A 26,980-nucleotide genomic window follows, 5' to 3' on the forward strand; every position below is an offset into this window, starting at 1 on the left:
TGGGATGTGCGTGGTGGCGGGGGTGGCGCTACCGTTCCTTGGTTCAGTTCGGAGTGACGGTGGCGGGATGACAGACGTGGAGCAGGGTGCGGCGGTCGGACGTGGTGCGGCCGGGGGTGAGGTGAGCGTCTCCCCCGCCGTGGTCGACGGCACCACGGTCGACGGCGCCGGGGCCTCCTTGGCGGCCGCCGGACCCGCCGTGCCTGCAGCGGCGCAGGACCGGGCGGCGCAGGTGGCCGGAGCGGCGCACGGCGTCGCGTGGCGGGTGCCGCGGTTGTGGCGGTTCCTGCTGGTCCTGGCCAGGGAGGTGGTGCGGCCGGTCGCGCGGCTGCGGGTGACCGGGGACGTGCCGGCGCAGCTGCGCGCCGGGCCGGTGGTGTTCGCGGTGAACCACATCGGGCCGTTCGACCCGGTGGCGATGAGCGCGGCGTGCCGGGTGGCGAGGTTGGCGCCGCGGTTGATGGCGACGGGTGGGTTGTTCCGGGCGCCGGTGGTGGGGTCGATGATGCGGGCGGCCGGGCACATCCGGATCAACCGGCGGCAGGCGGACGTCGGCAACGCCGTCGACGTGGTCGCCGACGCGCTCGCGGTGGGGTCGCACGTGCTCGGGTACCCGGAGGGCCGGATCACGCTCGACCCGGGGATGTGGCCGGAGCGGGGGAAGACGGGGATGGCGCGGGTCGCGTTGCGGACCGGGGTGCCGGTGGTGCCGGTCGCGCAGTGGGGGGCGCACGAGGTGGCGGCGTGGGGTGGGTTCGGGCCGACGGTGCGGACGCTGGGGCGGTCGCTGCTGCGCCGGCCGGTGGTGCGGGTGCACTTCGGTGCCCCGGTCGACCTGTCGGACCTGGATCCGGAGGTGCCGGGGTCGGCGCAGCGGGCCACGGACCGGATCATCGACGCGATCACCGCGGAGCTCGTCAAGCTGCGGGTGGACGAGCCGCGGCTGCCGCGGTACGTGGACCCGGTCAGGCCGTTGTCGACGCAGCGCCGGCACCGTCCGGCCCGGTGACGGCCGGCGGGACCGTAGCGGCCGGCGAGCCGATACCGGCAGGCCGCAGCATGTAGACGTCGATCGGGTCGCTGGCGGTGACGGTGAAGCCGTGCCGTTCGTACAGGCGGCGGGCGGCGCTGCCCTGCAGGACGTTGAGCCGCACCGGCAGCCCGGCGGCGTCGGCGCGGTCCAGTTGCGTCCGCAGCACCGCGGAGCCGATCCCGTGGCCGTGCAGGTCGGACCGCAGGTAGAAGTGTTCCAGCCACAGCTCCCCCGCCGCCGGGCGCAGCGCGACGCAGCCCGCGACGGCACCGGCGACCTCGATCACCGTCGTGTGCCGCGGCGTGAACGAGCCGAGCAGCCGTTCCCGGACCCGCACCGGGTCGTACCGGCCGAGCCGGGTCAGGTCGGGGCGCAGGACGACGGCGCGGAGCTCGGCGATCGTGGTGGCGTCGCCGGCGCGGGCGGGACGGAGCGTCCAAGGGGTCGGCGTCCAACGGGTCACGGCGGGCAGTATCGCAACCGGACCGCTCCCACGAACCGCTCCCCCGCTCCCGGCCCCCGCCGACGTGGACACGACAGCCCGGTTCGGCGGGGACGCACGGCAGCAGAGGGCAGCGGATGCAGGCGTCGGCGCGTACCCGCAGGCGGGGGCGGCTCGCGATCGGTGGGGTGATCGTGGTGCTGCTGTCGGTGGCCGTGTTGTGTGTGGTGGGGGTCGGCAGGACCCGGCACGCGGCGGAGACGGTCGCCCGGTCGACGGCGTTGTCCGACGCGTACGCGCGGGCGAACAAGGCGATCGCCGAAGAGGAGTCGCTGGAGCGCAAGTACCGGCTGGACCGTGGCGACGCGGTGCGGACGCGGCACGCGATGGCGGGGGCGGCGTTGCACGCGGCGTTGAAGGATGTGGAGGCGCGGGGCGGGGCGCCGGACCGGGACCTGGCGTTGCGGCTGCGGCACGTCCACGACGAGTACGGGTACGCGGTGTTGCGGGTGTTCGCCGCGGTCGACAACGGGGAGCTGGCCGAGGCCGCGCGGATCAACAACGACGACGTGGACCGGATCTTCTACCAGTTGAGCGCGGAGATCCAGGCGGCGGCGGACCTGCACGCGAGGCGCGCGGACGCGGCGATCGCGGAGCTGCGCCGGGTGGAGGCGCTGGTGTTCGGTGGGCTGCTGACCGCGGTCGGTGTGGGTGCGGTGCTGCTGATCGGTCTGGGGCTGCTGGTGGTGCGGTACCAGAACGCGATGATGGCGCAGGCGGACCGGCACGAGCACGCGGCCAGGCATGACGCGTTGACGGGGTTGCCGAACCGCACCCTGTACACGGAGCGGCTCGAGGCGGCGATGCGGGCCCGGGACGCGGTGCTGTCGGTGCTGCTGCTGGACCTGGACCGGTTCAAGGAGGTCAACGACACGCTCGGCCACCAGTACGGCGATGAGCTGCTGGTGCAGGTCGCGGCCCGGTTGACGGGTGAGGTGCGGGCCGGGGACACGGTGGCGCGGTTGTCCGGGGACGAGTTCGCGGTGCTGCTGCCGGGCGCCGACGTCGACCGGGCGCGGGCCCTCGCGGGCAGGTTGCAGGAGCGGCTGCATCAGAGTTTCGTACTGCGGGACGTGACGGTGGACGTGGAGGCGTCGATCGGGATCGCGGTACGGCAGCCGGACACCGGTGCGGCGGAGACCGCGGATGAGCTGCTGCGGGCCGCGGACGTCGCCATGTACGCGGCGAAGGACACGAAGAACGGTGCCGTGGTGTACGAGCCGGCGACGACGGCGGCGCCGCCGAGCCGGTTGCTGCTGCTCGGGGACCTGCGCCGGGCGCTCGCCGAGGCGGAGGAGCTGGTGCTGTTCTACCAGCCGAAGGTGGCGCTCGCGTCCGGGGAGCTGTGCGGGGTGGAGGCGCTCGTCCGGTGGCATCACCCGACCCGGGGGCTGGTCGCGCCGGCTGAGTTCGTGCCGATGGCGGAGAACACGGGCCTGATCAACCTGTTGACGACGCATGTGCTGGGCCGGGCGGTGGCGCAGGCGTCGGCGTGGCGGGCGGCCGGGTGGACGGTGCCGGTGGCGGTGAACCTGTCGCCGCGGTGCCTGGCGGACCCGACGTTGCGGGACCGGGTCGAGGGGCTGCTGGCCGAGCACCGGTTGCCGGCGCAGCTGCTGCGGCTGGAGGTGACGGAGAGCGCGGTGATGGCGAACCCGGCCCTGGCCACGGCGACGCTGCGGGGGCTGCACCGGCTCGGGGTGCGGTTGTCGATCGACGACTACGGCACCGGGTACTCGTCGATGGCGTACCTGAAGGAGCTGCCGGTCGACGAGTTGAAGATCGACCGGTCGTTCGTGGTGAACCTGTCGGGTGCCGACGACGACGCGGTCCTGGTCCGGTCGGCGGTGGACCTGGGACACAACCTGGGGATGACGGTGGTCGCGGAGGGTGTGGAGCACGCGGTCCAGGTGGAGGCGCTGCGCCGGCTCGGGTGTGACATCGCGCAGGGCTACCACTACGCGCGGCCGGAGCCGGCCGACCACCTGCGCCCCTGGCTGCAGCCGGCACCGGCCCGCTGACAAAGCGAAGACGCGGGAGGCCCGCCACGACGACCGTGGCGGGCCTCCCGTACACCCCTGGGGCTATGTGTGCGGGGCCCAGAACCCGGCGAGGGAGCTGGTGGCCGGGTCGTCGGACGCCAGCAGCGGCGCCCACGGGTCCGCGCCCGCCGGGACGTCCGCGCCGTCGTACGCGGCCAGGTCGGCCGGGTTCGCCGGGTCCGTGGTCACCGCCGGGTCGAACGCGGCCGCCGTGTGGTCGGGGCCGCCGAGGACGTCGGCGTCGGTCCACGGGAACCCGTCGACGGGTTCGGGTGTGCTGTCCAGGTGCAGCTCCTCCGGGAACGTGTGCTCGGGCCACCCGTCGGTGCCGCCGTGCAGGTCGGGGTCGCTGCCGAACGGCTCCGCCCCGCCGTCCACGTCCACGTGGACGTCGGCGTGGTGGTCGGCGACGGGTTCGAACTCGGCGTGCTGGCTCGGGTCACCGTCCGCGCCCTCGAAATGCGCGTCCGAAGCGTCCGAGGTCTCGTGGTGGACGGACTGGTCGTAGTCGTCGGCGGCGTGCTCGGTGCCGAGCGGCTCCTCCAGGTCGTCGGCGCCGTGGCTGTCGTGCCCGTCGCCGAGCGCGGTGTAGTCGTCGTGCCCGTCGAACCCGGTGTCGCCGAACGCGTGCCCGTCACCGAACCCCTGTTCGAAGGTGCCGTCGGTGTGGCCGCCGCCGAGGTCGGCGGTGTCACCGGTGTCCGGTTCGTCCCCGGACTCCGACCATTCCCAGTGCCCGTCCATGATCCAACCCCCTTACGCTTCGGCCGGTGCGTCGGCCGCGTCCGCGGGTGCGTTCGGCGCCAGTGCCCGTACCCGCACGAGGACCTCGTCAACCTGTTTGATGCGGGCCCGCAGACCTTCCCGTTCCGTGTTCAGTGCCGCCTTGCGCTTCGCCCGCTCCGCCTTGTCCTCCGCGAGGGACTTGTCGATGTTGGCGATGTGCGCGTCGAGCTGCTTGAGCCGCCGTTCGATCGCCTCGTCGAGGGCGAGGGTCAGCGCGTACTGCAGGTCGGTGAACCGGTGCATGATCTCGTCGGACAGCGCGGCCCGGGCCTCGCCGAGCACCTCCCGCAGCCAGGTGCGGGTCTGCTGCTTGTCGGTCATGCTCTTCCGCTTGAAGATCATGTACGCGCCGGCGGCGAGACCGAGACCGATACCGATGACGGGGATGACGAGCCCGGCGCCGGCGACGCCGGCGAGACCGATCGCGCCGGCACCCGCCATCGCGCCCCGGCCCGCCATCATCGCCATACCGGCCGACGACATGACGACCATCGCGCCGTCACCGCCGCCGCCGTCGCGGCGGGGCTTGGTGCCCAGGGCGTGCCGCAGCTTCGCGTTGAGCTGCCGCAGCACGTGCTGCAGCTCGTTGGGGTGGAACACCTGCGCGAGGACCCGCTCGCCGACCTTCCGGAACCGGAACTCCAGGTCGTGGGACAGCCGCACCGACAGCGCGTACAGGGCCTTGTCGACCTCCGCGGGCAGTTCGCTGATGTCGCCGCGGCCACCCTTGTCGATCTTCTCCATGAACTGTTCCTGCAGCTGCGTCATGTACGAACGCAGCCTGGTGGTCGCCTCGACGCGGGCCCGCTGCGTCTCGGTGGACAGAGCGAGGGACCACTGCCGGGACTCGGTGCGCTTGCGGGTCGCGACCTGCGCGCGTTCCTCCTTGGCCCGTTCGGCGTCCTTCGGGTCCGGGTCGGTCGCCTTCATCCGGTCGCCGAGCTCCTGGTCGACGCGGATGTACTCCGACCGCACGGACCGCAGCACGTTCGCCTGCTGCAGCAGGTGCCCCTTCTTCGCCAGGTCGATCAGCGCGTGCTGCAGCTCCGCGATCCGCGACTCGCGGATCAGCTCCCCCGCGGACTCCTTCGGCAGCGTCATCGCCAGCTCCGCGAGCCTCGCGGACACCGGGAACCAGGGCGCGGACCCGAACCGGGGCGCGTGCGTCTGCAGCTGCCCCTTGTTGTCGGCGAGGATCGTGCGCCACCCCGGGTACGCGTCGACCTTCGTCAACGCGAACAGCACGAAGTTGACCTTCTTGCTGGCCTCGATGAGGAAGTTCATCTCCGGCTTGGAGAACGGTGAGGACGAGTCGACGACGAACAGCAGCGCGGTGGCGCGTTCGACGGCGTCCATCGCGACCTCGGCGTGCATCGAGTCGAGGCCGCCGGTGCCGGGCGTGTCGGTCAGCGTCAGGTACTGCAGCAGCGGCGCGGAGTGGTGTACCTCGATCCGCCGCGGCGGGCGCATCCCGTCGGGGAGCCGGCCGAGGACGGTGCCCCAGTCACGCAGGTCGCTGAGGTTGATCGGGATCGGGTCCTCCCGGCCCGGCACGTACGCGCGGGCGCCGTGCTGCGGGTTGTGGGTGAACTCCAGGTAGGAGGCGGTGGCGACGGCCGCGTCGACCGGCGACAGGTTCGGCACCCCCATCAGCATGTTCGTGAGGCTGCTCTTGCCGCGTTTCGTCTCGCCGACCACGACGATACGGGGGCGTTGCACGTCCCGGCGGCGTTCGGTGTCGACGTCCGCGGCCGCGTCCGGGTCGATCTTGCGCAGGTACGCGAGGGACCCGTCGACGCCGGCCTTCAGCAGCTTGCCGAGCGCCGCCTCCGGGCTCGGCGGTTTCGGTTTGCCGTTCGCGGGAGGCGCCGCGTTCTCGGTCGACGTCATCGTGGCTGCTCCCTGTGCTGGTTGTTCTGCGGGACGGTCGGGTGGGCGCCGGTCGGCCCGCCCGGGTTGCGGGGCGCCTGGTACACGGTGACGATCGGGGCGCGCAGCACCCGCCCGTCACGGTCCAGGTAGCCGGGGACCTCGACGGCGGCGATCGACCCGATCAGCGCCGGGTCGGTGCTGGGGGCGGCGCCGCCGGCCTCGTGGTGCGCCGGGTCGAACCGGACCCCGGTCGGTTCGAGGGTGGTGACGCCGGCCTCCTGCAGGGCGGCGCCGAGCCGGTCGCCGAGGGCTTTGGACGTGACCCGGTCCCGGACGTAGATGCACGCCTGCACCAGCGCCCGCCGGTCCTGGTCGGCGGGCCCGCCGCCGTTGCGGCCGCCGGCGACGGGGACCTGCACCTGCCGGGGGCCGCGGGCGGACAGCAGCAGGAGCAGCAGCAGCGCCGCACCGACGAGCAACGCCCCGACGAACGCGGTCGCCGCCGCGGTCACCCCGAACGTCTCCCGGGTCGTGCACGCCGGGGTCGCCGCCTGCACGACCTGCGCGGCGTGGGTGGCCGGCTGCTGCTTCGGCGGCGCCTCGGGGGCGCCACCGCCGCCGATGGAGTCACCGATGCCGGCGCCGCCGTTCGCGGTCGTCGGCGCCGGCGCCGGCGCGGTCGTGGCGGCCGTCTGCGCCGGCACCGCCGGGCAGTCGGGGCCGCCGCTGAGCAGACCGGTCGCGACGCCGGTGAGCACGGCGACGATCAGGGCAACAGCCACGGCGACAAGACGCAGGCTGTTGTTGGACGAGAGCATTCCCGGCTCCTGGGGGTAGGTGCCTTCAGTTGACACGGGCTTGGCCACGGATACGTTGGGACAGCAGGTAGAAGCCGCGGTGCGCGACGAGCGCGACCCGCGACTGGGACGGGCTGGCACCGGCGACGGCGTAGGCGCGCCAGCGGGTCGCGGCGTCCAACGCGGCCCGGACCATCTGGTCACGGTCGGATCCCTGCAGGTTCAGGATCCAGGCGGGGTCGTTGGACAGGGCGAGGCGGGTCAGTTCGCCTTCCATCTGGTCGGGCAGGTCCACGGCGCCGGTCGTGACGAGCTGCGCGACCTCCAGCAGCCGCAGCCGGTGCGACTCCGGCTGCTGCAGGACCCGTTCGATCGCGTCGCGGAGCAGCTCCCGGTCGTGGGGCCGTTCGGCGTGGCTGGCGATCTTCTCCAGGCTGGACAGCGCCCACCCGGCCTTGATCGCGTCGGTGCGCCACCGGAACGCGTGGTCGAGGGTCTGCCGCAGCCGCGGGAACCCGGACGCCTGGAACAGCATCCGGACGAGCTCACCGGTGGCGAGGGTCGGCTTGTTCACCAGCTGCGCGATCGCGAACGAGATCCCGTACAGGTCCAGCAGCCGCAGCAGCCGCTCCCGTGACTCGCGGGTGATCCCGCATTCACGGGTCGTGAACAGGTCGACGGAGGCGAGCAGCACGGTCCGTTCCCCCTGCGGGAGCGCGGCGAGCTGCCGCAGCGCCTCGCAGTCCGCCGCGGTCAGCCGGCCCGCTTCGGTCGTCTCGGCGAGCAGCCCGACGACCGGGACGACGTCGGACACCACCCGGCGCAGCACCTTCGACTGGTCGGAGGCGAGCGGCGCGACGATCGGCCACGGGTCCTGCCCGCCGCCGGCGAGCTTGTCGACCTTGTTGAACAGGCCGAGGGAGTTGATCGGGTTGCTGGACAGCCGGGCGGAGATCGACCGGAACGCCTCCAGCGCCTGCACGTCGTCCTCACGCACCGACTGCGTGAACACGTAGATGATCGCCTCCGCGCCGGACAGCGCGCCGGCGGAGTCGGAGTCGAGGTCGTCGTCGATCGGCGCCTCGGAGAACAGGAACCGGCGGGCCTGGTCCGACACGGACGTGTTCGCGCTGGACAGGCCGGGCGTGTCGACGACGGTGAGGTCCCGCAGGTGGTCGCTGGTGAGGGTCACGTCGACGTACGCGACGTCGTGCCGGGCGACGCCGAGCCGCTGCGGGATCATGCCGGCCTCGTCCAGCGGCAGGCTGACCCGGGCGCCGTTGCGTTTCACGACGTCGACCCGGTCGGAGGTGCCGTACCGGAACTGGGTCACGATGCGGGTGCACTCACCGACCTCGGTCGGGGCGACCCGCCGGCCGATGAGCGCGTTGACGAGCGTCGACTTGCCCGACTTGAGCCGGCCCGCGATCGCGACCCGCAGCGGCTCGCCGAGCCGCCGCCGCACGTCGACGACCTGCGTCTGGGCGCCGCCGCCGAGCCGGTTGCCGACCTCGGCGCACAGGTCCGCGACCCGGGAGCTGAGTGGTCCTGGAGCCACGCCCGTCAGCCCTGAACCGCGGTGTGGCCGGACACAAGCCCTGAACCGGGCGCGGATACGTCGCCGTGGAGACTGATCACCGACTGCGCGAGGCCGGTGTGTTCAGCCAGAATGCCGACGTACCCTCGGGGTTCCAAGGGGTGGTCCTCGCTCATTACTCGCTCCCGGGTGGAATCAGAACCGTCATGTCACGCACGTACGGCACACACATTACGAATATCCTGCGCGCGCAGGATCCCATGTTCGTGCCACGAATGGAGGCGAGAAGTGCCTGAGGCACCGACTGACGAGCCAGTCGCCGGTGTACCCGCCGCTGTCCCGGTCGGGGTGACGGCCGGTAGGGCGACGGTGGGTGCCGCCGTGTGGCCGCCCGCCGACCTGGTCGCGGCGGCGGTCGACGCCCTGCGTAACCCCGGTCTGGTGGTCATCGCGGGCGCGCCCGGCACGGGCCGCTCCACGGTGCTGAAACGGCTCGGTGAGACGTTCCGCGGCACCGTGTTCGCCGGTGGTGCCCTCGCCATGCTGCGTGGCGTGCCCGCGTTGCCGCTGTCCCGGGCGGTGCGGGTGCGGCTGCCGTCACATGAGGCGCCGCTGCTCGCCGAGGCCGTCCGGTCCCGGGTCCGTCACGGTCTGCTGCTGCTCGACGACCTGCAGTGGGCGGATCCGTTGACGGTCGCCGCGCTTCCCGCGATCGCCGAACACTGTCGGATAGCCGTCACGTTACGTACGCCGCACCGCCTCCCCGGCGACGCCGAACAGGTCCTGCGCGCGGCCGCCGCGGCGTGGCTGAACGTGCCGGCGATGCCCGCCGACGCCGCCGCCGCGCTCGTCCGGCAGATCGCGCCCGGCGCGACCACCGCCGTCGTCGCCGACGTCGTCCGCCGCGCCGGCGGGGTCCCCCTCGCCGTGACCGCGATCGCGAAGCACGTCGCGCAGGGCGGCACCCCCCTGGACTCCGACAAGGGTCTCGCGTACACGGTCGCCGGTGCGCTCGCCGACCTGAACCGTCCCGCCCGCACCGCGATGGCGGCGCTCGGCCTGCTCGGCCGGCCGGTCACCGCGACCGTCCTCGGTGAGGGCATCACGGAGCTGACCGCGACCGGTCTCGTCGAGGTCGACCCGGCCGGGATCGCCGCGCCGGTGTCGCCGTACACGGCGGAGGTCGCCGCCGGTCTCCTGGAGCCTGCGGAGCGGGTCGCGTTGCACCGGCGGCTCGCCGGTCTGGTCCCGCCGCGGGAGGCGGCCCGGCACCTCGCCGCCGCCGGCGCCCACACCGACGCGTACCAGGTCGCGGTCCGCGCCGCCCGGTCCGCCGCGTCCACCGGGGAACGCGCCGAGCTGCTGCTGCTCGCCTGTGACCTGCCGGGCGTGTCGCCGGACGCGGACGTGCGCCTGGACGCGGCCCGCGCCGCCCTCGCCGCGGGCCGGCCCGGTTCGTGCCTGCGGGTCCTGCCCGCCGACGCGGTCACCGACCCGGCCGTCGGCGCGGTCGGCGCGGTCCTGCGTGGTGAGGCGCTGCTGCAGCAGGGCAACGCGGCCGCCGCCGACGACGCCGTCACCACCGTCGGTGACGGTGAGCCCGGTGAGGTCGTCGGCGCCCGCGACCGGGTGCGGCTGCTCGCGACCCTGTCCCGGGACCCGGACACGGCGCTGGCCCGCGCCGAGGAGCTGCTGCGGGTCCACGGCGACGCGCCCGCCCATCCGGGGCTGCGGGCGGCGATCGCCGCCGTCCGTGCCGGCACCCGCCGCCCCGGCTGGGAGTACGGTCTGGCGTCCGCGGCGTCCGCTGCCGGGCAGGCCGGTGACGTCCTCGCCGCCCGCTGGTCGGCGTGGCTGCTGGTGGAGACCCTCACCGCCGACGCGCGGCTCACCGAGGCGTCGAACGCGGCCGCGGCGGCGGCGGCCGCGTGCGCCGGTGACCTCGCCTACTCGTGGCAGACCCGGTTCATCGCCGCGCAACTGTGGTGCGACGCGCTGCGCGGCGACGAGATCGACGAGGTCGTCCGCCGCGCCGGTGACCTCACCGACCGGACCCTCCCGGCGGTCGCCCGCGGCTACGCGGTCGCCGCCGCGAGCCTCGCCGAGGCCGACGGTGGGCTGCTCGCCCCGGCCCGGGCGCGGCTGGACGCGCTCACCGGCCGGCCGTCGTCGACCGGTCCGGTCCTGGACTGGGTGACGCGGGAGGCGGCGTGGCTGGACGGGCAGCCGGACCACGCGGTCGGCCGCACCGGTGACCTGCCCGCCCCGCCGCTCGTCGACGGGCTGCGCCGGATCACCGCCCGGTGGGCCGCGTACGACGCCGGCGACTCAGGGTTCGACACAGGGTCCGACGGCGGGTTCGGTGACGGTGACCGGCCCCTCGCGGCGGTCGCCACGACCCTGGACGCGTGGAAGGCCCCGGACCTGTTCGCGGCGGCCGCCGCCGCCTGGCACGACCTCGCCCGCCGGGAGGAGGTCCGGTGCCTGCTCGCCCAGGGCACCCTCGAGGAGGACGCGGAACGGGCCGTGCCGCCGCTGCTGGAGGCCGAACGGCTCGCGGAGGAGGCCGGGCTCGTCGTCCTGCTCGGCCGGACCCGCCGGGCGTTGCGCCGCCACGCGATCCGCCGCGACACCCGCGGCCGGCGCGCCGGCGACGACCTCACCGACCGGGAACGTGACGTGCTGCGGCTCGTCGCGAACGGTGAACCGACCCGCCGGATCGCCGGGCAGCTCGGCATCTCCCGGGAGACCGTCGAAACCCACATCCGCTCCGGGATGCGGAAACTCGGCGCCCGCACCCGAACCGAAGCCGCCGCACTCGCGATCGAGGAACTTGGATGAGTAACGGTGTGCACTTGTGCGGTGGTGCCTGCGCACCGCATCGTTGGCGGATGACACCCGCTGCACCGCCCCGACCAACCGGCTTCCTGACCGGTCACGTGCACGGTCAGGGCCGCTGATGGCGGGCGACCCCGCTCACGCACCCCGCTACGTCGTCGCGTCCGGCGGCGACGCCACCAGCGTGCTGCGCCGGCTCGCCCGCGCCGGTTGGAGCACCCGGGAAGGGTTCGCGCTCACCGACCAGGCGTGGGACGTGTCCGACGCGCGGCTCGCCCTGTACGGGCGGGTCGCGGAGGCCGACACCGCCGAGCTGGCGTTGCTGGCCGCGGCCCGCGGCGCCGGGATCGTCGCGATCTGCGACACCGGCGGCGACATCGGCCGGGCGTTGCTCGCCGACCTGGCCCGGATCGGCCCGGTCAGCACCGACCCGGACGCGGAGCTCGGCACCGGCCCCGAACCCGACGCCGGCGGCCCGCAGCTGGCCCCGGAGCAGCGGGCGCTGCTGGAGCGGCTCGCCGGCGGTGAGACGATCGCCGCCGCCGCCGCGGCGGAGTTCCTGTCGCTGCGGACCGCGAACCGGCGGATCGCGGAGGCCCGGGAGGCGCTCGGTGTCCGCACGACCCGTGAGGCGGTCCTCGCGTACCTGCGGATCAAACGCGAAGGCGGCTGACCTGTAGAAAGCGTCAGGGCCCGGCACGGACGTCCGTGCCGGGCCCTTCGTGTTTCAGCAGGTCAGTTGAACGCGGTCATCAGCAGGATCACGAACAGCACCAGGACGATCACGAGCACGACGACGATGACCGCGACCCAGTTCCGCTCGCCCTCGTCCTGCTGCGGGGCGGGCACCGGCGCCTGCGCCGGCCGGGTCACCTGCGGCGGGAACGGCCCCGGCCGCGCCGGCTGCTGGACCGGCGCCGGCGACACCGGCGGACGGTACGGCTGCTGCACCGGCTGCTGCTGCTGGACGGGCGGCGGCTGCCGGACCAGCTGCACGGGCGGCTGCTGCACCGGCGGCGGGGGCTGCCGGACCAGCTGGACCGGCGGCTGCTGGACGGGCGGCGGCGCCTGCCGCGTCAGCTGCACCGGGGGCTGCTGCCGGACGAGCTGCACGGGCGGCTGCTGCTGGACCGGCGGCCGGTTCATCCCCGGCGACACCGGCACCGCCGACACCGGCCGCTGCTGCTGTTGCGGCGGCGGTGGGGTGGTCGTGCGCGGCATCCCGGACGCGCGGGCCGGCGCTGACGGCGCCCCGATGCACAGCGCGCCCTCGACGACGACGGTCTCCGGCTGCTCCAGGGTCGTCGGCGCCACCCCGAGCTCCGTGTGGATCAGGTGCGCCGCGAGCGGGATCCGCGACGACCCGCCGACGAGGAAGATCCCGACGAGGTCCTTCGGCTGCAGCCGCGCGGACTCGATCGCCCGGCGCAGACACGACACGGTCCGCTCCAGGTACGGCTTGACGAGCCCTTCCAGCTCCTCCCGCGTCAGGTGCGCGTCCACCTCCAGGGACGGCAGGTGGATGTCCGTCGACGCGGTCCGCGACAGCATCTCCTTCGCGCCGCGGACGTCCTCGTACAGCAGCCGCCGCTGCCGGCGCGCGTTCGCGTCCGACGGGGTCGCGATCGACGCCCACTTCTGCGCGTGGCTTTCGGAGTACACCTTGCCGAGGTGCTCGACGATCGCGTGGTCGAAGTCCAGACCGCCGACGTCGGGCAGGCCGTCCTCGGCGAGGACCTCGAACCCGGACTGGGTCCGCCGGACCACGGTCGCGTCGAACGTGCCGCCGCCGAGGTCGTAGATCGCCAGGGACCGGCCGACGGGCACCGCGGAGCCGAGGACCGCGGTGAAGTACGACGCGGCACCGACCGGCTCCGCGATCAGCCGCGGGTTCCCGAGCCCGGAGATGCGGGCCGCCTCGATCAGCGCCGACCGGCGCCGCTCACCCCACCTGGCCGGGTGCGTCATCCGCACCTCGTCGGGGGCGGCGCCGAGCTGCCGGCGGGCCTCCGTGTTGACCAGCGACAGCACGTGCGCGAACAGCCGCGGCACCGGCATCGGATGGTCACCGATGAACACCTCACCGTCGTCGATGCGACGTTTCGGGTTCGGTTCGAACCGGGCCGGGTCGAGCCGCGCGTTACGCTCGGCGTCCCGGCCGACCAGCACTTTCCCGTCGGTGTTGAAGTACAGAGCAGAGGGCAGCAAGGGGGAACCGTCGAACAGCAGCGGCCGCATCCGTGAGTCCGGGGTCCGGACCATCGCGACCGTGTTCGACGTGCCGAAGTCAATGCCGAGCACGCGCATGTGCGTCACCCTACCTGTACAGATCCACACTCCGCGTCGCCCGGCAAGCCTGCCGACAGTCGTGTGTCAGCACGAGGACAGCAACAGGTAACCCGCCGTTACGCAACCACACCGGAAGATCACCGCATACTGTCGGCGTGGCCTATCTTGACCTGCCCGGACCCTTGGGTTTCGCGCACCGCGGCGGCGCCGCGGCCGGTGACGAGAACACGACAGCGGCGTTCGCCCGCGCCGTCGACCTCGGCTACCGGTACATCGAGACCGACACCCACGCGACCGCCGACGGTGTCCCCGTCGTCTTCCACGACGACACCCTGCAGCGGATGCTGGGCCGGCCGGGCCGGATGGTCGACGTGACGTGGGCGGACCTCGCCGCCGTCCGGGTCGGTGGCGCAGCCGCCGTCCCCCGCCTCGACGAGGTCCTCGAGGCGTGGCCGGACGTCCGGTTCAACATCGACTGCAAGACCGACGCGGCGGTCACCCCGACGGTCGACGCGGTCCGCCGCGCCGGCGCCGAGGACCGGGTGCTGCTGGCGTCGTTCTCCTCCGCCCGCCTCACCCGCATCCGCCGCGAGGCCGGCCCGCGGGTGGCGACGTCGGTCGGGATGCGGGAGGTCACCGCCCTGTGGGCCGGGTCCCTGACCGGCCGGCCCGTCCGGGTCGCCGACAGTGTCGTCGCCGTGCAGATCCCGCCCCGGTACGGGCGGCTCACCCTCGCCCGGCCCCGCTTCATCGACTACCTGCACCGTCTCGGCCTGCACGTGCACCTGTGGACGATCGACGACCCCATCCAGATCGGGCACTTCCTGGACCTCGGCGTTGATGGCATCATGACCGATCACATCGAGGTGCTCCGCGACGTCTACCACGCCCGCGGCATCTGGAACCCCGCGTAAGTCCCGGCGTAGGAGAGGCCCCCGTGTCAGCTGTCGACACACCCGAGGCACCGCAGCTCAGCACGAAACGTGAACGGGTCGGCTGGTACTTCTACGACTGGGCGAACTCCGCGTTCTCCACCACCGTCGTCACCGTCTTCCTCGGCCCGTACCTGACGTCGATCGCGGAGAAGGCCGCCGGCTGCGACGGCGACGCCTGCGACACCGCCGTCATCCACCCGCTCGGCATCGCGATCGCGCCCGGCGCCCTGTTCCCGTACACGGTGAGCCTGTCGGTGTTCCTGACCGTGTTCGTCCTGCCGGTCGTCGGCGCGATCGCGGACCGGTCCCCGCGCAAGAAGCAGCTCCTGGCCCTGTTCGCCTACATCGGCGCGGCCGCGACCGCCGGGATGCTGTTCCTCACCGGCGACCGGTACCTGCTCGGCGCCGCCCTGTTCCTGATCGCGAACATCGCGTTCGGCGCGTCCGTCGTCGTCTACAACTCGTTCCTGCCGCAGATCTCCTCCGAGGAGGACCGCGACCGGGTGTCCAGCTTCGGCTGGGCGTTCGGCTACCTCGGCGGTGGCCTGCTGCTCCTGGTCAACGTCGTCGCCGTCCTCATGAAGGACACCCTCGGCATGACCACCGGCGAGATCGCCCGGTACAGCATCGTGTCCGCCGGCCTGTGGTGGGCCGGGTTCACCACGATCCCGCTGCTCAGCCTCCGCAACCGGCCGCCGCAGGAGGCACCGGCGAAGGGCGTGAACGTCCTCACCGACGGGTTCCGGCAGCTGTGGCACACCCTGAAGTCGTTGAAGGCGTACCCACTCACCCTGTTCTTCCTCGTCGCGTACCTCATCTACAACGACGGCATCCAGACCGTGATCGCGCTCGCCTCCCAGTACGGGACGAAAGAGCTGCAACTGTCCGACGACGTCCTCGTCCCGACGATCCTCATGGTGCAGTTCCTCGCGTTCGCCGGGGCGCTGCTGCTCGGCTGGCTCGCGAAACGGTACGGGGCGTGGAAGACCCTCCTCGGCAGTCTCGTGCTCTGGACGGTGATCATCGTCATCGCGTACTTCCTGCCGGCGAAGGAGCCGCTGCTGTTCGTCGCGCTCGGCGGCGGTATCGGCCTCGTCCTCGGCGGCAGCCAGGCGCTGTCCCGGTCGTTGTTCTCGCAGCTGATCCCGAAGGGCCGCGAAGGCGAGTACTTCGGCATCTACGAGATCTCCGACAAGGGCACCAGCTGGCTCGGGCCGCTGCTGTTCGGCCTCGCCTACGACACGACCCGCTCCTACCGGGTCGCGATCATCTCGCTGCTGGTGTTCTTCGTCGCCGGGTTCCTCGCGCTGCTCGCCGTCCCGATCCGCAAGGCGATCGAACAGGCCGGGAACACCCCACCGACCCGCCTGTAACCCTCCTGCGCACCTCCCGGCCGCAGGTCATTACATTCACCTCCGTGCGATTCCGGCTCCTCGGTCCCCTCGCCGTCCACGTCGACGGCCGGCCGGTCGAGGTGCCCGCGGCCCGGGACCGGGTGCTGCTGGCGATGCTGCTGCTGCACCCGGGCCGGGTCGTCACCGTCGACCAGCTCGTCGACGCCGTCTGGGGCGACCACGCGCCGGCGACGGCGCGGGCGCAGCTGCACACGTGCGTGTCCCGGCTGCGCCGGCTGCTGCCGGACCTGATCAGCACCGACACCGCCGGTTACCGGGTGACGGTTGCCGGCGACGACCTCGACACCGTCACGTTCACCGCGCTCGCCGCCGCCGGCCGGGCCGCCGCCGCGGCCGGTGACCTGCCGCAGGCACGGACCCGGCTGCGGGCCGCCCTGGACCTGTGGCGCGGCCCGGCGCTCACCGGCGTCGACAGTCCCGCGGTCCGCGCGCACGCGGTCGCGTTCGAGGAACGCCGCGACGCCGCCCTGGAGGACTGCGTCGACGTGGAGCTGCGGCTCGGCCTGCACGCGGAGCTGATCGGGCAGCTGACGGCGCTGGTGGAGCAGTACCCGCTGCGGGAACGGGTGACGGGGCAGCTGATGACGGCCCTCGCCCGCGCGGGGCGGACCGCGGACGCGCTCACCGTGTACCGGCGGCTGCAGCGGACCCTCGACGACGAGCTGGGGCTGCCGCCGAGCGACGCGCTGCGTCGGCTGCACGAGGACCTGCTGCATCCCGCCCCGGACCCGGCCCCCACTCCACCACCACCGGCCGCTGTCCCGGCGGCGGCGCAGCGGCCGTGGACGCTGCCGCGGGACGTCGCCGACTACTCCGGCCGCGACGACGTCGTCGCCTCCCTCCTCGCCACCGTCGACGCCGCGGACGGTGGCGGCACTCCGGTGGTGGTCACCGTCGACGGGATGGCCGGCGTCGGCAAGACCAGCCTCGCCGTCCACGTCGCGCACCGCGTCGCCGGCCGCTACCCCGACGGGCGGCTGCTGCTGGACCTGCGCGCCCACAGCGACCGGCCGCCGCTGCCGCCGCACGAGGCCCTCGGTGTCCTCCTCACCCACCTCGGCGCCGCCCGGATCCCCACCGACCCCGACGACCGCGCCGCCAGGTGGCGGACCGAAACCGCCGGCCGGCGGCTCCTGATCGTCCTCGACGACGCCGCCGACGCCGCGCAGGTCACCCCGCTGCTGCCCGGCGCGTCGGCGTCGCTGGTCATCGTCACCAGCCGCCGCCGCATCGCCGGCCTCGACGGCGTCCGCCCCGTGTCCCTGGACGTCCTCGCCCCCACCGAGTCGCAGCGGCTGATCACCGGGGTCGTCGGGGCCCGCGCCGCCGCCGACCCGGCCGCGACCGCCGACGTCGCCGACCTGTGCGGGCACCTGCCGCTCGCGTTGCGGCTCGCCGCGGCCCGGCTCGCGCACCGCCCGTCGTGGAGCGTCGCCGACCTCGCCGACCGGCTCCGCCGCGCCCACCCCGCCCCCGTCGACCTCGCCGTCGACGGCCGGTCCCCGCACGCCGCGTTCGAACTGTCGTACCGGCAGCTGCCCCCGGACGCGCAGCGGCTGTTCCGGCTCCTCGGCCTGCACCCCGCCGGTGACCTGTCCCTGCGCGCCGCCGCCGCCATCACCGGCACCACCACCGCGAGCGCCGAGGACCTCCTCGGGCAGCTCGTCGACGCGCACCTGCTCAACGAACCCGCCGCCGGCCGGTTCCGGTTCCACGACCTGCTCCGCGAATACGCCGCCCACCTCGCCGCCACCGACCCGGAACGCGACCCGGCAACCACCCGGATGCTCGACTTCTACCTGCACACCGCCGCCGCCGCGACGAAAGTCTGGGAAAGCAACCCCGACCGGGACCCGATCGACTTCACCGACGTCGGCCCGCACGTGCCCACGTTCACCGGCATGCTCGACACCCGCGAATGGCTGAACGTCGAATGGGTCAACGTCGCCGCCGTCACCCACCTCGCCGACCGGCTCCACCGGCACCGGCACACGATCCTGCTCACCCGCGCCCTGTGGGCGTACCTGTTCCGCAACTCGATCAACGACGTGTCCCTGGACCTGCACCGCCGCGCCCTCACCGCCGCCGAAGCCCTCGACGACCCGGACCTCGTCGCGATGGCCCACAACTACCTCGCGTCCGCGCACGCCCGCAGCGGCGACCTCACCGCCGCCGCCGGGCACCTGCAACGCCTCATCGGCCACCCCCGCTGGGGGGCCCGCGCCGAGTCGAACCTCGCCTACGTGTACCTCAACGTCGGCCGGTTCCGGGAAGCGCTCACCCTCACCGAACGGTCCCTCACCGCCGGCGACGACCGGCGGCAGGTCAGCGGCCAGTGGACCCCGCTCGCCGCGACCCTGCGGGCGCTCGGCCGCCACCACGAGTCCGTCCTCGTCGCCCAACGGATCATCGCCTACGCCCGCGGCACCGGCGGCGCCAGCGGCACCTGGCCGGGCGCGGTCGGCGCCGTCGAGCTCGGCGCGACCCGCGCCCGCCTCGGCCAGCACCGGCAGGCGACGCTGCTGCTGTCGTGGGCGCGCCGGCAGCTCGGCGACGACGCCGGCCCCGGCTCGGAGATCGAGGCCCGCACCGTCATCGGCGCCAGCCTCGTCGCCCTCGGCGACCACGACCGCGGCCTGCGGCTGCTCCGCGGCGCGTACGACGACGGCCGGCACCTCGACCCGACCGCCGCCTGCCACGCCGGGAACACGTACGGCGAGGCCCTGCACACCCTCGGCCGTCCCGCCGACGCCGAAACCGTCCACCGGTGGGTCCTGGACCGGGCGACCCGCGCCCAGCACCGGTACGAACAGGCCCGCGCCCACCGCGGTCTCGGCACCGCCACCGGCGACCCGGACACCGCCCGGGAACACCTCACCGCGGCGCTGCGCCTGTTCGACGAGATGGGCACCCCGGAACGGCACGAGGTCCGCGCCACCCTCCAACGGCTGGGTGGCCCGCCACCGGCCCAGTAGGCTGCACCGTCGTGACGTCCTCCACCCAGACCCTCGACGAAGACCCGTCCGCGTGCGTCGCCGCCGGTGACAGCCGGCTCCGCCGCGGCGGCTCCCTGAAGTTCTTCTACGGACCGATGGACTGCGGCAAGTCGACCCTCGCCCTGCAGATGGACTACAACCACGCCCGGCAGGGCCGCCGCGGCCTGGTCCTCACCACCATCGACCGGGCCGGCCCGGGCCGCCTGTCCACCCGCATCGGCCTCGGCAAGGAAGCCGTCGAGGTCGGCGCCGACCTCGACATCCGCGGCCTCGTCCGGCAACGGTGGGCGCAGGGCATCCGCGTCGACTACCTCATCTGCGACGAGGCGAGCTTCTACACCGTCGCGCAGATCGAGCAGCTCGCCGACCTCGTCGACACCTCCGACGTCGACGTGTACGCGTTCGGGCTCGCCACCGACTTCCGCACCAGCCTGTTCCCGGCGGCGCAGCGGCTGTTCGAGCTCGCCGACGAGGTGACCCGCGTCCAGGTGGAGGTGCTGTGCTGGTGCGGCCGGCCGGGGCTGCTCAACGCCCGGGTCGTCAACGGCGGCATCGCCCGCGAAGGCGACCAGGTCGTCATCGGCGACACCGACACCGACACCGGCACCAGCACCGACGGGGGCTCCCCGGAAGGCGCCCCGGAGGTCGACGTCCGCTACCAGGTGCTGTGCCGCCGCCACCACCGCGTCGGTGACCTCGGCCCCGCCGCCCGCGCCGAAGGGCAGCTCCGGCTCGTGTGAGCGGCCTCGACCCCGACGATTACCGGACGGTAACCTTCGGGGTATGACGCGTTTCGTGCAGACCCGGCCGGCGTTGCGGGACCCGTACACCAGCGACTGGCAGCTGCAAGGCTGGCTGGACCGGCTCCTCGGCCCGGACGGGCACGCCGCCGCCAAGGCCCGCCTCGCCGCCGTGTCCGCCGACGTCCTCGGCCCGCTCCGCGCCGCCCACCACGACGCCGAAACCCACCCGCCGACCCTGACCCGGTTCGACGCGTGGGGCGCCCGCATCGACCGCGTCGACACCGCCACCGGCTGGCAGACGCTCCGCGCGTCCGCCGCCCGGCACGCGGTCGTCGCCCTGCCCTACACCAGCGACGCCCGCACCACGTGGGGCGCCGGCACCCGCGTCGTGCAGCACGCGCTGCTGCACCTGTGGGGACCGGAGTCCGCGACGTTCTCCTGCCCCGTCGCGATGGCCGACGGCGCCGCCGCCCTCCTCACCGCGACCGACCCCACCTCACCGTGGCTGGCCCGGCTCACCAGCACCGACCCCGACCAGGCCGTCACCAGCGGCCAGTGGATGACCGAGTCACAGGGCGGCTCCGACATCGCCCGGTCCACCACCACCGCCCGCCGGCTCCCCGACGGCCGATGGGCCCTCACCGGCGACAAATGGTTCTGCTCCGCGATCGACGCCGACATGGCGATCGCCCTCGCCCGCCCCGAAGGCGCCGGACCCGGCAGCCGGAACCTGGCACCGTTCCTCGTCCCCCGCTACACCCCCGGCACCGCCCTGCCCGCCGACGGCCTGCAGGTCCTGCGGCTCAAGGACAAGCTCGGCACCCGCGCCGTCCCCACCGGCGAGGTCCGCCTCGACGACGTCCCCGCGATCCCCGTCGGTGACCCCGCCGTCCCCGGCCTGGCCCGCATGATGACCCTCGTCGTCGTCACCCGCCTCCACAACGCCGCGGCCGCCGCCGGCGGGATGCGCCGCGGCCTCGAATACGCCCTCAGCCACGCCGCGAACCGGCAGGTCGCCGGCGGAACCCTCGCCGGGAACCCGCTGCACCGCGCCACCCTCGGCGGACTCGCCGTCGACGCCGCCGGCGCCTACGCCCTCGCCGCCCACGCGTTCTCCCTCCTCGGCACCGCCACCACCAGCACCGCCTCGGCCACCCCGGCGGCGGAGGAACTGCGGCTCGCCGCCCCCCTCGCGAAACTGCTCACCGGCCGGCTCGCCGTCGCGTCCGCCAGCGAATACCTCGAAGCGTTCGGCGGCGCCGGCTACGTCGAGGACACCGGCATCCCCAGGCTGCTCCGCGACGCGCAGGTCCTGCCGATCTGGGAAGGCACCACCAACGTCCTGTCCGTCGACGTGCTCCGCGCCCTCACCACCGGCGACGGCGCCCGGCCGCTGCTGCACCGCGCGGAAATCGCCGCCGACGCCGCCGTCCACCGGCTCCCCGGCGTCGCCGACACCGTCATCGCCGCGACCCGCCGCCTCGCCGCCGACGTCGGAACCGCCGCCGCCGACCCCCGCAGCGACCGGGTCGTCGCCGGGGCGAGGGAACTGGCGCTGCGGCTCGGCACCACCCTCACCGCCGCGCTGCTGCTCGAGCACGCCGCCTGGGCCGCGGACCGCGGCGACGACCGGCCGGCGCTGCTGGCGTCGCTGTGGACGCTGCGCCGGCTCGGCAACACCGACGTGTCAGCGGACCTCCACACCCACTTCGACCAGCTCGTCTAACTGATGTCGGCGTCCGTCCAGACGATGCGGTGCTTGCGTGGGGTGCCCTGCAACCGGCCCGGCACCCCACCCGCCGCCGTCACGTCCACCGTCCCCGCGTGGACCCCGCCACGCGCGGCGTAGAACCGCTGCGCCGCCAGGTTCTGCGCGAGGACCCACAGGTACAGCTTCGACGTGACCGCACGGTCGACGACGGCACCTGCCGCGACCCGCAGCAGCCGCGTGCCGACACCACCGTGCCGGCGGCCGTCCGCGACGTGCAGGTTGTCGACGAGACTGCCCCACTCCACGTCGTCGTCCAGCATCACGTGCGCGAACCCGACCAGCCCACCACCGCCCGCGCCCTCACCCGCACCCGCACCGCCGTCGTCCGCCACGAGCGTCACCGTCCCGGACCGGTCCTCGAACCGGGCCCGCCACACCGCCAACCGGTCCGCGACCACGTCACCGTCCAGGAACGCGTCGCTGTACGCACCCCGGTAATGCCGCCGCCAACTGTCCGCGTGCAACCGGGCGATCCCGTCCACGTCGCCGTCCGTCGCCGCCCTGATCCTCACGAACCGCCCCCGTCCCCGCGGCGGGCCCGCGCCGCCGCGATCGTGTACGCCGGGTCCCGGTCCAGGTTGTGCCGGTCCCGGTCGTACCGGCGCGTCGTCCGCGGATCCGCGTGCCCCATCGCGTCCTGCACATCCTCCAGGGGGACACCCTCGTCCCGGGCCGCGGTCGCGAACGCGTGCCGCAGCGAATGCGGCGACAACCGCTCCCACGCCGGCACCCCAGCCTCCCGCGCCAGCCGCCGCACCAGCCGGAACACCGCATGCCGATCCACCCGCGCCCCCGTCGCCGTCGTGAACAGCGGCCCCTCACCACCGGTACCGACGCCGACATAACCATCAAGAGCAGCCGTCACCGCCCCCGTCAGCGCCCGCCGCCGCGGCTTGCCGCCCTTCCCGACGAACCGGACCGTCCGGTGGCCACGCTCCACCCCGAGATCCGCATGGTCGAGGGCGACGACCTCCCCGACCCGCAACCCCAGATCCGCCAGCAACGCCAGGATCGCCAGGTCCCGCGCCGCCGTCACCCCCGTCTGCCGCGCCGCCGCGGCCAGGATCGCGTCGACCTCACCGGCCGTCAACCCCACCGTCGAGGACGTGTCCCGGTCGATCCGCGGCCGGTCCGCACCCCCGACCGGGTTCACCGCCACCGCCTGCAACCGCAGCAGAAACCCGTACCAGCTCGACAACGCCGACAGCTTCCGCGCCACGCTCGCCGGCGCCAGCACCTTCCCCGACCTGACGTCCACCGTCGACTCCAGATCCCGCGCATACGCGTTCACCTGCAGAAACGACACCCGCAACGGGTCCAGGTCACGGCCGGCGCACCAGCCGAGGAACTGGTGCACGTCCCGCCGGTACGCCGCCCGCGTGTGCGCCGACAACCGCCGGTTCGCCAGCCACGCCTCGGTGAAGTCCCCCGACGCCCGCTCCAGCTCCCCCTGCACGGGCCATACAGGCCGGATGGGCTTTACAGGGTCGGCCGCCACACCGTCGTCCGTTTCACCGGCGTGTCCTCCAACGTCTGCGGCACCGGCACGTCATACACCGCGACCAGCTCCAGATGCTCCTTCGGCAGATACGCCCGCCCCGGATCCCCGACCAGGCACCCCGCGCCCCGCTTCGTCACCCGCCGCAGAAAGTCGAGGACCTGACCGGTCATCTCCCGGCTGTAGAACACGTCCCCGGCGAGGACCACGTCGGCGTCGCCGCCGTCACCCGGCAGCACGTCCTCCAGCCGCGCGTCGACCGTCACGCCGTTCGCGGCCGCGTTCACCGCCATCGCCGTCACCGCGAGCGGGTCGATCTCCACCGCCGTCACATGCGCCGCGCCGGCCTTCACCGCAGCGATCGCCACCAACCCCGACCCCGCCGCCACATCCAGCACCCGCTTCCCCGCCACCAGACCCGGATTGTCCAGAACATACCGGGCGAGGGCCTGACCACCCGCCCACGCGAACGCCCAGAACGGCGGCGGCAGCTGCACCCCACCCGCGAACTTCTCCGTGTACTGCCACAACTCGATCGCCTCATCCGCCAACCGCAGCCGGACCTCCGGCACGAGCGGAACCGGGGCCAGACTGGTATGCGCAAGAACGAATGCGGTGGACATCGGCTCGGACCCTATGTCACCCGTGCGTGCGACGCCCCGCCGGGGCCGACGTCGGTACCGTCACATCCATGGGGGTCGGACTCTGGGTCATCCTCGGCACGGCCGTCGTCGTGCTCGTCCTCATCACGCTCTACGTCGACTCGATGCGCCGCTGACTATCGTCGACCCGGTGACCGTCCCGCACATCTCCGACACCCAGCGCCGCGCCCGCCTCTACTGGCGGCACGGGTTCACCGCCACCGACCCCGTCACGGCCGCCGCCGACCTCGTCATCCTCCACGCCACCGACGCCGCGACCGTCCACCTCTCCGTCGCCGCCCGCATCCCCGACGCACCCCTGCTCGACAACGCCCTCTACCAGCAGCGGACCCTCCTGCGGATGCTCGGCATGCGCCGCACCATGTACGTCGTCCCCACCACCACCGCACCCGTCATCCACGCCGCCGCGTCCCTCACCATCGCCGCCGAACAACGCCGGCTCCTGGTCAAACACCTCGGCGGCGACACCGCCTTCCTCACCGACGTGGAAACCGCCACCTACGACGCGCTCATCGCCCGCGGCGGCGCCGCCACCGCCGCGCAACTCGCCGCCGACGAACCCCGCCTCCGCACCGTCCTGGAGCTCCCGCAAGGCAACCAGTACATCACCAGCCGCGTCCTGCTCCTCCTCGCCGCGCAAGGCCGCATCATCCGCGGCCGCCCCAGCGGCACCTGGACCAGCACCCAGTACACCTGGCACACCCACACCAACTGGACCCCGACCTACGACACCCTCGACCCCGCCACCGCCCGCACCGAACTCGCCCGGCTCTGGCTCGCCCGCTACGGCCCCGGCACCATCAACGACCTCAAATGGTGGACCGGCTGGACCATGACCCACACCCGCGCCGCCGTCGCCGCCCTCGACACCACCACCGTCACCCTCGACAACGGCGACACCGGCATCGTCCTCGCCGACGACACCGACCCCGTCCCCGAACCCGACCGGTGGGTCGCGCTCCTCCCCGCCCTCGACCCCACCATGATGGGCTGGACCAGCCGCGACTTCTACCTCGGCCCCCACGCACCCGCACTCTTCGACCGCACCGGCAACCCCGGCCCCACCATCTGGATCAACGGCCGCGTCGTCGGCGGCTGGGCCCAAACCCGCACCGGCCACATCGCCACCGAACTCCTCGAGTCAGTGGACGCCGCCGGTGTACGGGAAACCGCCGACCGGCTCACCGACTGGATCGGCGACATCCGCGTCACACCCAAATTCCGCACACCACTCGAACGGCGCCTCACCGAAACTGTCGCACCCCGCGGATAACCTGACCCTCGTGTCCCGCATCACCGTCGTCGGCGCCAGACAGAACAACCTCCGCGACATCACCGTCGACATCCCCAAACACGCCATCACCGTCTTCACCGGCGTCTCCGGCTCCGGCAAGACCTCCCTCGTCTTCGACACCATCGCCGCCGAAGCCCAACGCCAGCTCAACGAAACCTTCACCGCCTTCGCCCGCACCCGCACACCCCGATACGACCGGCCCGACGTCGACGCCATCCACAACCTGTCACCCGCCGTCATCGTCGACCAGAAACGCCTCGGCGGCACCGCCCGCTCCACCGTCGGCACCGCCACCGACATCAACCCCACCCTCCGCCACCTCTACGCCACCCACGCCCACCCCCGACCCGCCAACGCCCGCAGCCTCTCCTTCAACGACCCCCAAGGCATGTGCCCCGCCTGCCACGGCCTCGGCTGCCCCACCTGCCACCACACCCGCCTCAACGACACCGCCCGCGCCAGCCGCATCAACGGCTACACCATCGCCGACCTCACCGCCATGGAAACCACCGAGCTCGACGCCGTCCTCCGCCTCCTCACCGACGACACCAACACCCACCACATCACCGCCGTCCGCGACCGCCTCGACCACCTCATCGACATCGGCCTCGGCCACCTCACCCTCGACCGCCAGACCAGCACCCTCTCCGGCGGCGAGTCCCAACGCGTCAAACTCGTCCGCCACCTCGGCAGCAGCCTCGTCGACATGCTCTACATCCTCGACGAACCCAGCATCGGCCTCCACACCCACGACATCACCCGCCTCCTCGAACTGCTCCGCAGACTCCGCGACAAAGGCAACACCGTCCTCGTCGTCGAACACGACCGCGACGTCATCGAAACCGCCGACCACATCATCGACCTCGGCCCCGAAGCCGGCACCCACGGCGGCCGCGTCGTCTACCAGGGCACCCTCGAAGCCCTCCCATACGCCCGCACCCTCACCGGCCGGCACCTCCGCCACCGGCTCGCCCTCAACACCAACCCCCGCACCCCCACCGGCACCCTCACCATCACCGACGCCCACACCAACAACCTCAAACACGTCACCGTCAACATCCCCACCGGCGTCCTCACCGCCATCACCGGGATCGCCGGCTCCGGCAAATCCACCCTCATCACCGGCGACTTCCTCACCCAGCACCCCGCGGCCACCGTCATCGACCAGACCGCACCCGCCACGTCCTCCCGGTCCACCCCCGCCACCTACACCCGCATCATGGACCCGCTCCGGGCCCTCTTCGCCCACGCCACCGGCGCACCCGCCGCCCTCTTCAGCCCCAACTCCAAAGGCGCCTGCCCCACCTGCCACGGCACCGGCACCACCCACACCACCCTCGCGTTCCTCGAAACCCTCAAAACCACCTGCACCGACTGCCACGGACACCGGTTCCGCCCCGAAACCCTCAACCACCGGCTCCGCGGCAACACCATCGCCGACGTCCTCGCCATGACCGTCGAACAGGCCACCGACTTCCTCACCGAACCCACCATCCAACCCACCCTGCACGCACTCACCGACGTCGGCCTCGACTACCTCACCCTCGGCCAGCCGCTCAACACCCTCTCCGGCGGCGAATGCCAACGCCTCAAACTCGCCACCCACCTCAACACCGCCAACACCACCTACGTCATGGACGAACCAACCACCGGCCTGCACATGTCCGACATCACCCACCTGCTCAACCTCATGGACCACCTCGTCGACCAAGGCAACACCGTCATCGTCATCGAACACCACCTCGACATCATCAAAAGCGCCGACTGGGTCATCGACCTCGGCCCCGACGCCGGCCACCGCGGCGGCATGGTCATCTTCGAAGGCACCCCCGAACAGCTCACCCACGCCACCGGCTCCCACACCGCCGACGCCCTCCGCCGCGACCTCGCCGCCGCCTGACGACCGCTGGCGACGCGGCCCGGCGCGGACGCCAGGCGCAATCAGCCGACGGACCGGCCCGAGCTGCTGA

21 protein-coding genes are annotated in these 26,980 nt (G+C 73.4%); 12 read left to right on the forward strand and 9 right to left on the reverse strand.

Going from position 1 to position 26,980, the window contains the following annotated elements; all coding sequences use genetic code 11:
- The first annotated feature begins 67 nt into the window (after positions 1-67).
- On the forward strand, positions 68-1,009 hold the full coding sequence (locus AB0J72_RS07410; protein ID WP_363395593.1) for a lysophospholipid acyltransferase family protein: 942 nt from the start codon (positions 68-70) through the stop codon (positions 1,007-1,009).
- Here the strand turns inward: AB0J72_RS07410 and AB0J72_RS07415 are convergent.
- Complete coding sequence (locus tag AB0J72_RS07415) at positions 966-1,496, reverse strand: GNAT family N-acetyltransferase (RefSeq protein ID WP_363395596.1); 531 nt, start codon at positions 1,494-1,496, stop codon at positions 966-968. The genes AB0J72_RS07410 and AB0J72_RS07415 overlap by 44 nt on opposite strands.
- A gap of 116 nt (positions 1,497-1,612) precedes the next feature.
- Between AB0J72_RS07415 and AB0J72_RS07420 the strand changes: the two genes are divergently transcribed.
- A complete protein-coding gene (locus AB0J72_RS07420) occupies positions 1,613-3,556 on the forward strand; it encodes a bifunctional diguanylate cyclase/phosphodiesterase (RefSeq protein WP_363395599.1) in 1,944 nt (647 codons plus the stop codon).
- A gap of 63 nt (positions 3,557-3,619) precedes the next feature.
- On the opposite strand, the gene AB0J72_RS07425 is transcribed toward AB0J72_RS07420, so the two are convergent.
- From AB0J72_RS07425 to AB0J72_RS07440, 4 genes are read right to left on the reverse strand one after another with little or no spacing between them, the layout of a single operon-like run.
- Complete coding sequence (locus AB0J72_RS07425; protein WP_363395602.1) at positions 3,620-4,321, reverse strand: hypothetical protein; 702 nt, start codon at positions 4,319-4,321, stop codon at positions 3,620-3,622.
- Positions 4,322-4,333: 12 nt separating this feature from the next.
- On the reverse strand, positions 4,334-6,253 hold the full coding sequence (locus AB0J72_RS07430) for a dynamin family protein (protein WP_363395605.1): 1,920 nt from the start codon (positions 6,251-6,253) through the stop codon (positions 4,334-4,336).
- A complete protein-coding gene (gene grpE / locus AB0J72_RS07435) occupies positions 6,250-7,053 on the reverse strand; it encodes a nucleotide exchange factor GrpE (RefSeq protein WP_363395608.1) in 804 nt (267 codons plus the stop codon). Before grpE ends, AB0J72_RS07430 begins: the two co-directional genes overlap by 4 nt.
- A gap of 25 nt (positions 7,054-7,078) precedes the next feature.
- Positions 7,079-8,590, reverse strand: coding sequence for a dynamin family protein (locus AB0J72_RS07440; RefSeq protein ID WP_363395611.1), 1,512 nt, complete (start codon positions 8,588-8,590; stop codon positions 7,079-7,081).
- A gap of 267 nt (positions 8,591-8,857) precedes the next feature.
- Between AB0J72_RS07440 and AB0J72_RS07445 the strand changes: the two genes are divergently transcribed.
- Positions 8,858-11,410: a LuxR C-terminal-related transcriptional regulator gene (locus AB0J72_RS07445; RefSeq protein ID WP_363395614.1), complete on the forward strand. Its 2,553-nt coding sequence runs from the start codon at positions 8,858-8,860 to the stop codon at positions 11,408-11,410.
- Positions 11,411-11,528: 118 nt separating this feature from the next.
- A complete protein-coding gene (locus AB0J72_RS07450; RefSeq protein WP_363395617.1) occupies positions 11,529-12,080 on the forward strand; it encodes a LuxR family transcriptional regulator in 552 nt (183 codons plus the stop codon).
- A 62-nt stretch (positions 12,081-12,142) separates the two neighbouring features.
- Here AB0J72_RS07450 and AB0J72_RS07455 read toward each other — a convergent pair whose 3' ends face one another.
- On the reverse strand, positions 12,143-13,714 hold the full coding sequence (locus AB0J72_RS07455) for an Hsp70 family protein (RefSeq protein WP_363395620.1): 1,572 nt from the start codon (positions 13,712-13,714) through the stop codon (positions 12,143-12,145).
- 137 nt (positions 13,715-13,851) lie between these two features.
- Here AB0J72_RS07455 and AB0J72_RS07460 point away from each other — a divergent pair, with 137 nt between their 5' ends.
- From AB0J72_RS07460 to AB0J72_RS07480, 5 genes are all read left to right on the forward strand, one after another.
- Positions 13,852-14,610, forward strand: a complete 759-nt coding sequence (locus AB0J72_RS07460) for a glycerophosphodiester phosphodiesterase family protein (RefSeq protein WP_363395623.1) — start codon at positions 13,852-13,854, stop codon at positions 14,608-14,610.
- Between the two features lie 23 nt (positions 14,611-14,633).
- Positions 14,634-16,004, forward strand: a complete 1,371-nt coding sequence (locus AB0J72_RS07465) for an MFS transporter (protein ID WP_363395626.1) — start codon at positions 14,634-14,636, stop codon at positions 16,002-16,004.
- 44 nt (positions 16,005-16,048) lie between these two features.
- Positions 16,049-19,021: a BTAD domain-containing putative transcriptional regulator gene (locus tag AB0J72_RS07470; protein WP_363395629.1), complete on the forward strand. Its 2,973-nt coding sequence runs from the start codon at positions 16,049-16,051 to the stop codon at positions 19,019-19,021.
- A gap of 95 nt (positions 19,022-19,116) precedes the next feature.
- Positions 19,117-19,782, forward strand: a complete 666-nt coding sequence (locus tag AB0J72_RS07475; protein WP_363396293.1) for a thymidine kinase — start codon at positions 19,117-19,119, stop codon at positions 19,780-19,782.
- Positions 19,783-19,825: 43 nt separating this feature from the next.
- Positions 19,826-21,511, forward strand: a complete 1,686-nt coding sequence (locus AB0J72_RS07480) for an acyl-CoA dehydrogenase family protein (RefSeq protein WP_363395632.1) — start codon at positions 19,826-19,828, stop codon at positions 21,509-21,511.
- On the opposite strand, the gene AB0J72_RS07485 is transcribed toward AB0J72_RS07480, so the two are convergent.
- The 3 genes from AB0J72_RS07485 to AB0J72_RS07495 are packed head-to-tail and all read right to left on the reverse strand — an operon-like array spanning position 21,508 to position 23,677.
- Positions 21,508-22,068, reverse strand: a complete 561-nt coding sequence (locus AB0J72_RS07485; RefSeq protein WP_363395635.1) for a GNAT family N-acetyltransferase — start codon at positions 22,066-22,068, stop codon at positions 21,508-21,510. The genes AB0J72_RS07480 and AB0J72_RS07485 overlap by 4 nt on opposite strands.
- On the reverse strand, positions 22,065-23,012 hold the full coding sequence (locus AB0J72_RS07490) for a tyrosine-type recombinase/integrase (protein WP_363395638.1): 948 nt from the start codon (positions 23,010-23,012) through the stop codon (positions 22,065-22,067). The genes AB0J72_RS07485 and AB0J72_RS07490 overlap by 4 nt, the downstream gene beginning before the upstream one ends.
- A gap of 23 nt (positions 23,013-23,035) precedes the next feature.
- Positions 23,036-23,677 carry a 50S ribosomal protein L11 methyltransferase gene (locus AB0J72_RS07495; protein ID WP_363395641.1) on the reverse strand — a complete coding sequence of 214 codons (642 nt, stop codon included), beginning with the start codon at positions 23,675-23,677 and terminating at the stop codon, positions 23,036-23,038.
- 26 nt (positions 23,678-23,703) lie between these two features.
- On the opposite strand from AB0J72_RS07495, the gene AB0J72_RS07500 reads away from it, so the two are divergent.
- From AB0J72_RS07500 to AB0J72_RS07510, 3 genes are read left to right on the forward strand one after another with little or no spacing between them, the layout of a single operon-like run.
- Complete coding sequence (locus AB0J72_RS07500) at positions 23,704-23,832, forward strand: hypothetical protein (RefSeq protein WP_363395644.1); 129 nt, start codon at positions 23,704-23,706, stop codon at positions 23,830-23,832.
- 14 nt (positions 23,833-23,846) lie between these two features.
- Positions 23,847-24,989: a winged helix DNA-binding domain-containing protein gene (locus AB0J72_RS07505; protein WP_363395647.1), complete on the forward strand. Its 1,143-nt coding sequence runs from the start codon at positions 23,847-23,849 to the stop codon at positions 24,987-24,989.
- Between the two features lie 10 nt (positions 24,990-24,999).
- Complete coding sequence (locus AB0J72_RS07510; RefSeq protein WP_363395650.1) at positions 25,000-26,910, forward strand: excinuclease ABC subunit UvrA; 1,911 nt, start codon at positions 25,000-25,002, stop codon at positions 26,908-26,910.
- Positions 26,911-26,980 lie beyond the last annotated feature (70 nt).

It is taken from the genome of Dactylosporangium sp. NPDC049742 (assembly GCF_040674675.1).
Taxonomy (GTDB): Bacteria; Actinomycetota; Actinomycetes; order Mycobacteriales; family Micromonosporaceae; genus Dactylosporangium; species Dactylosporangium maewongense.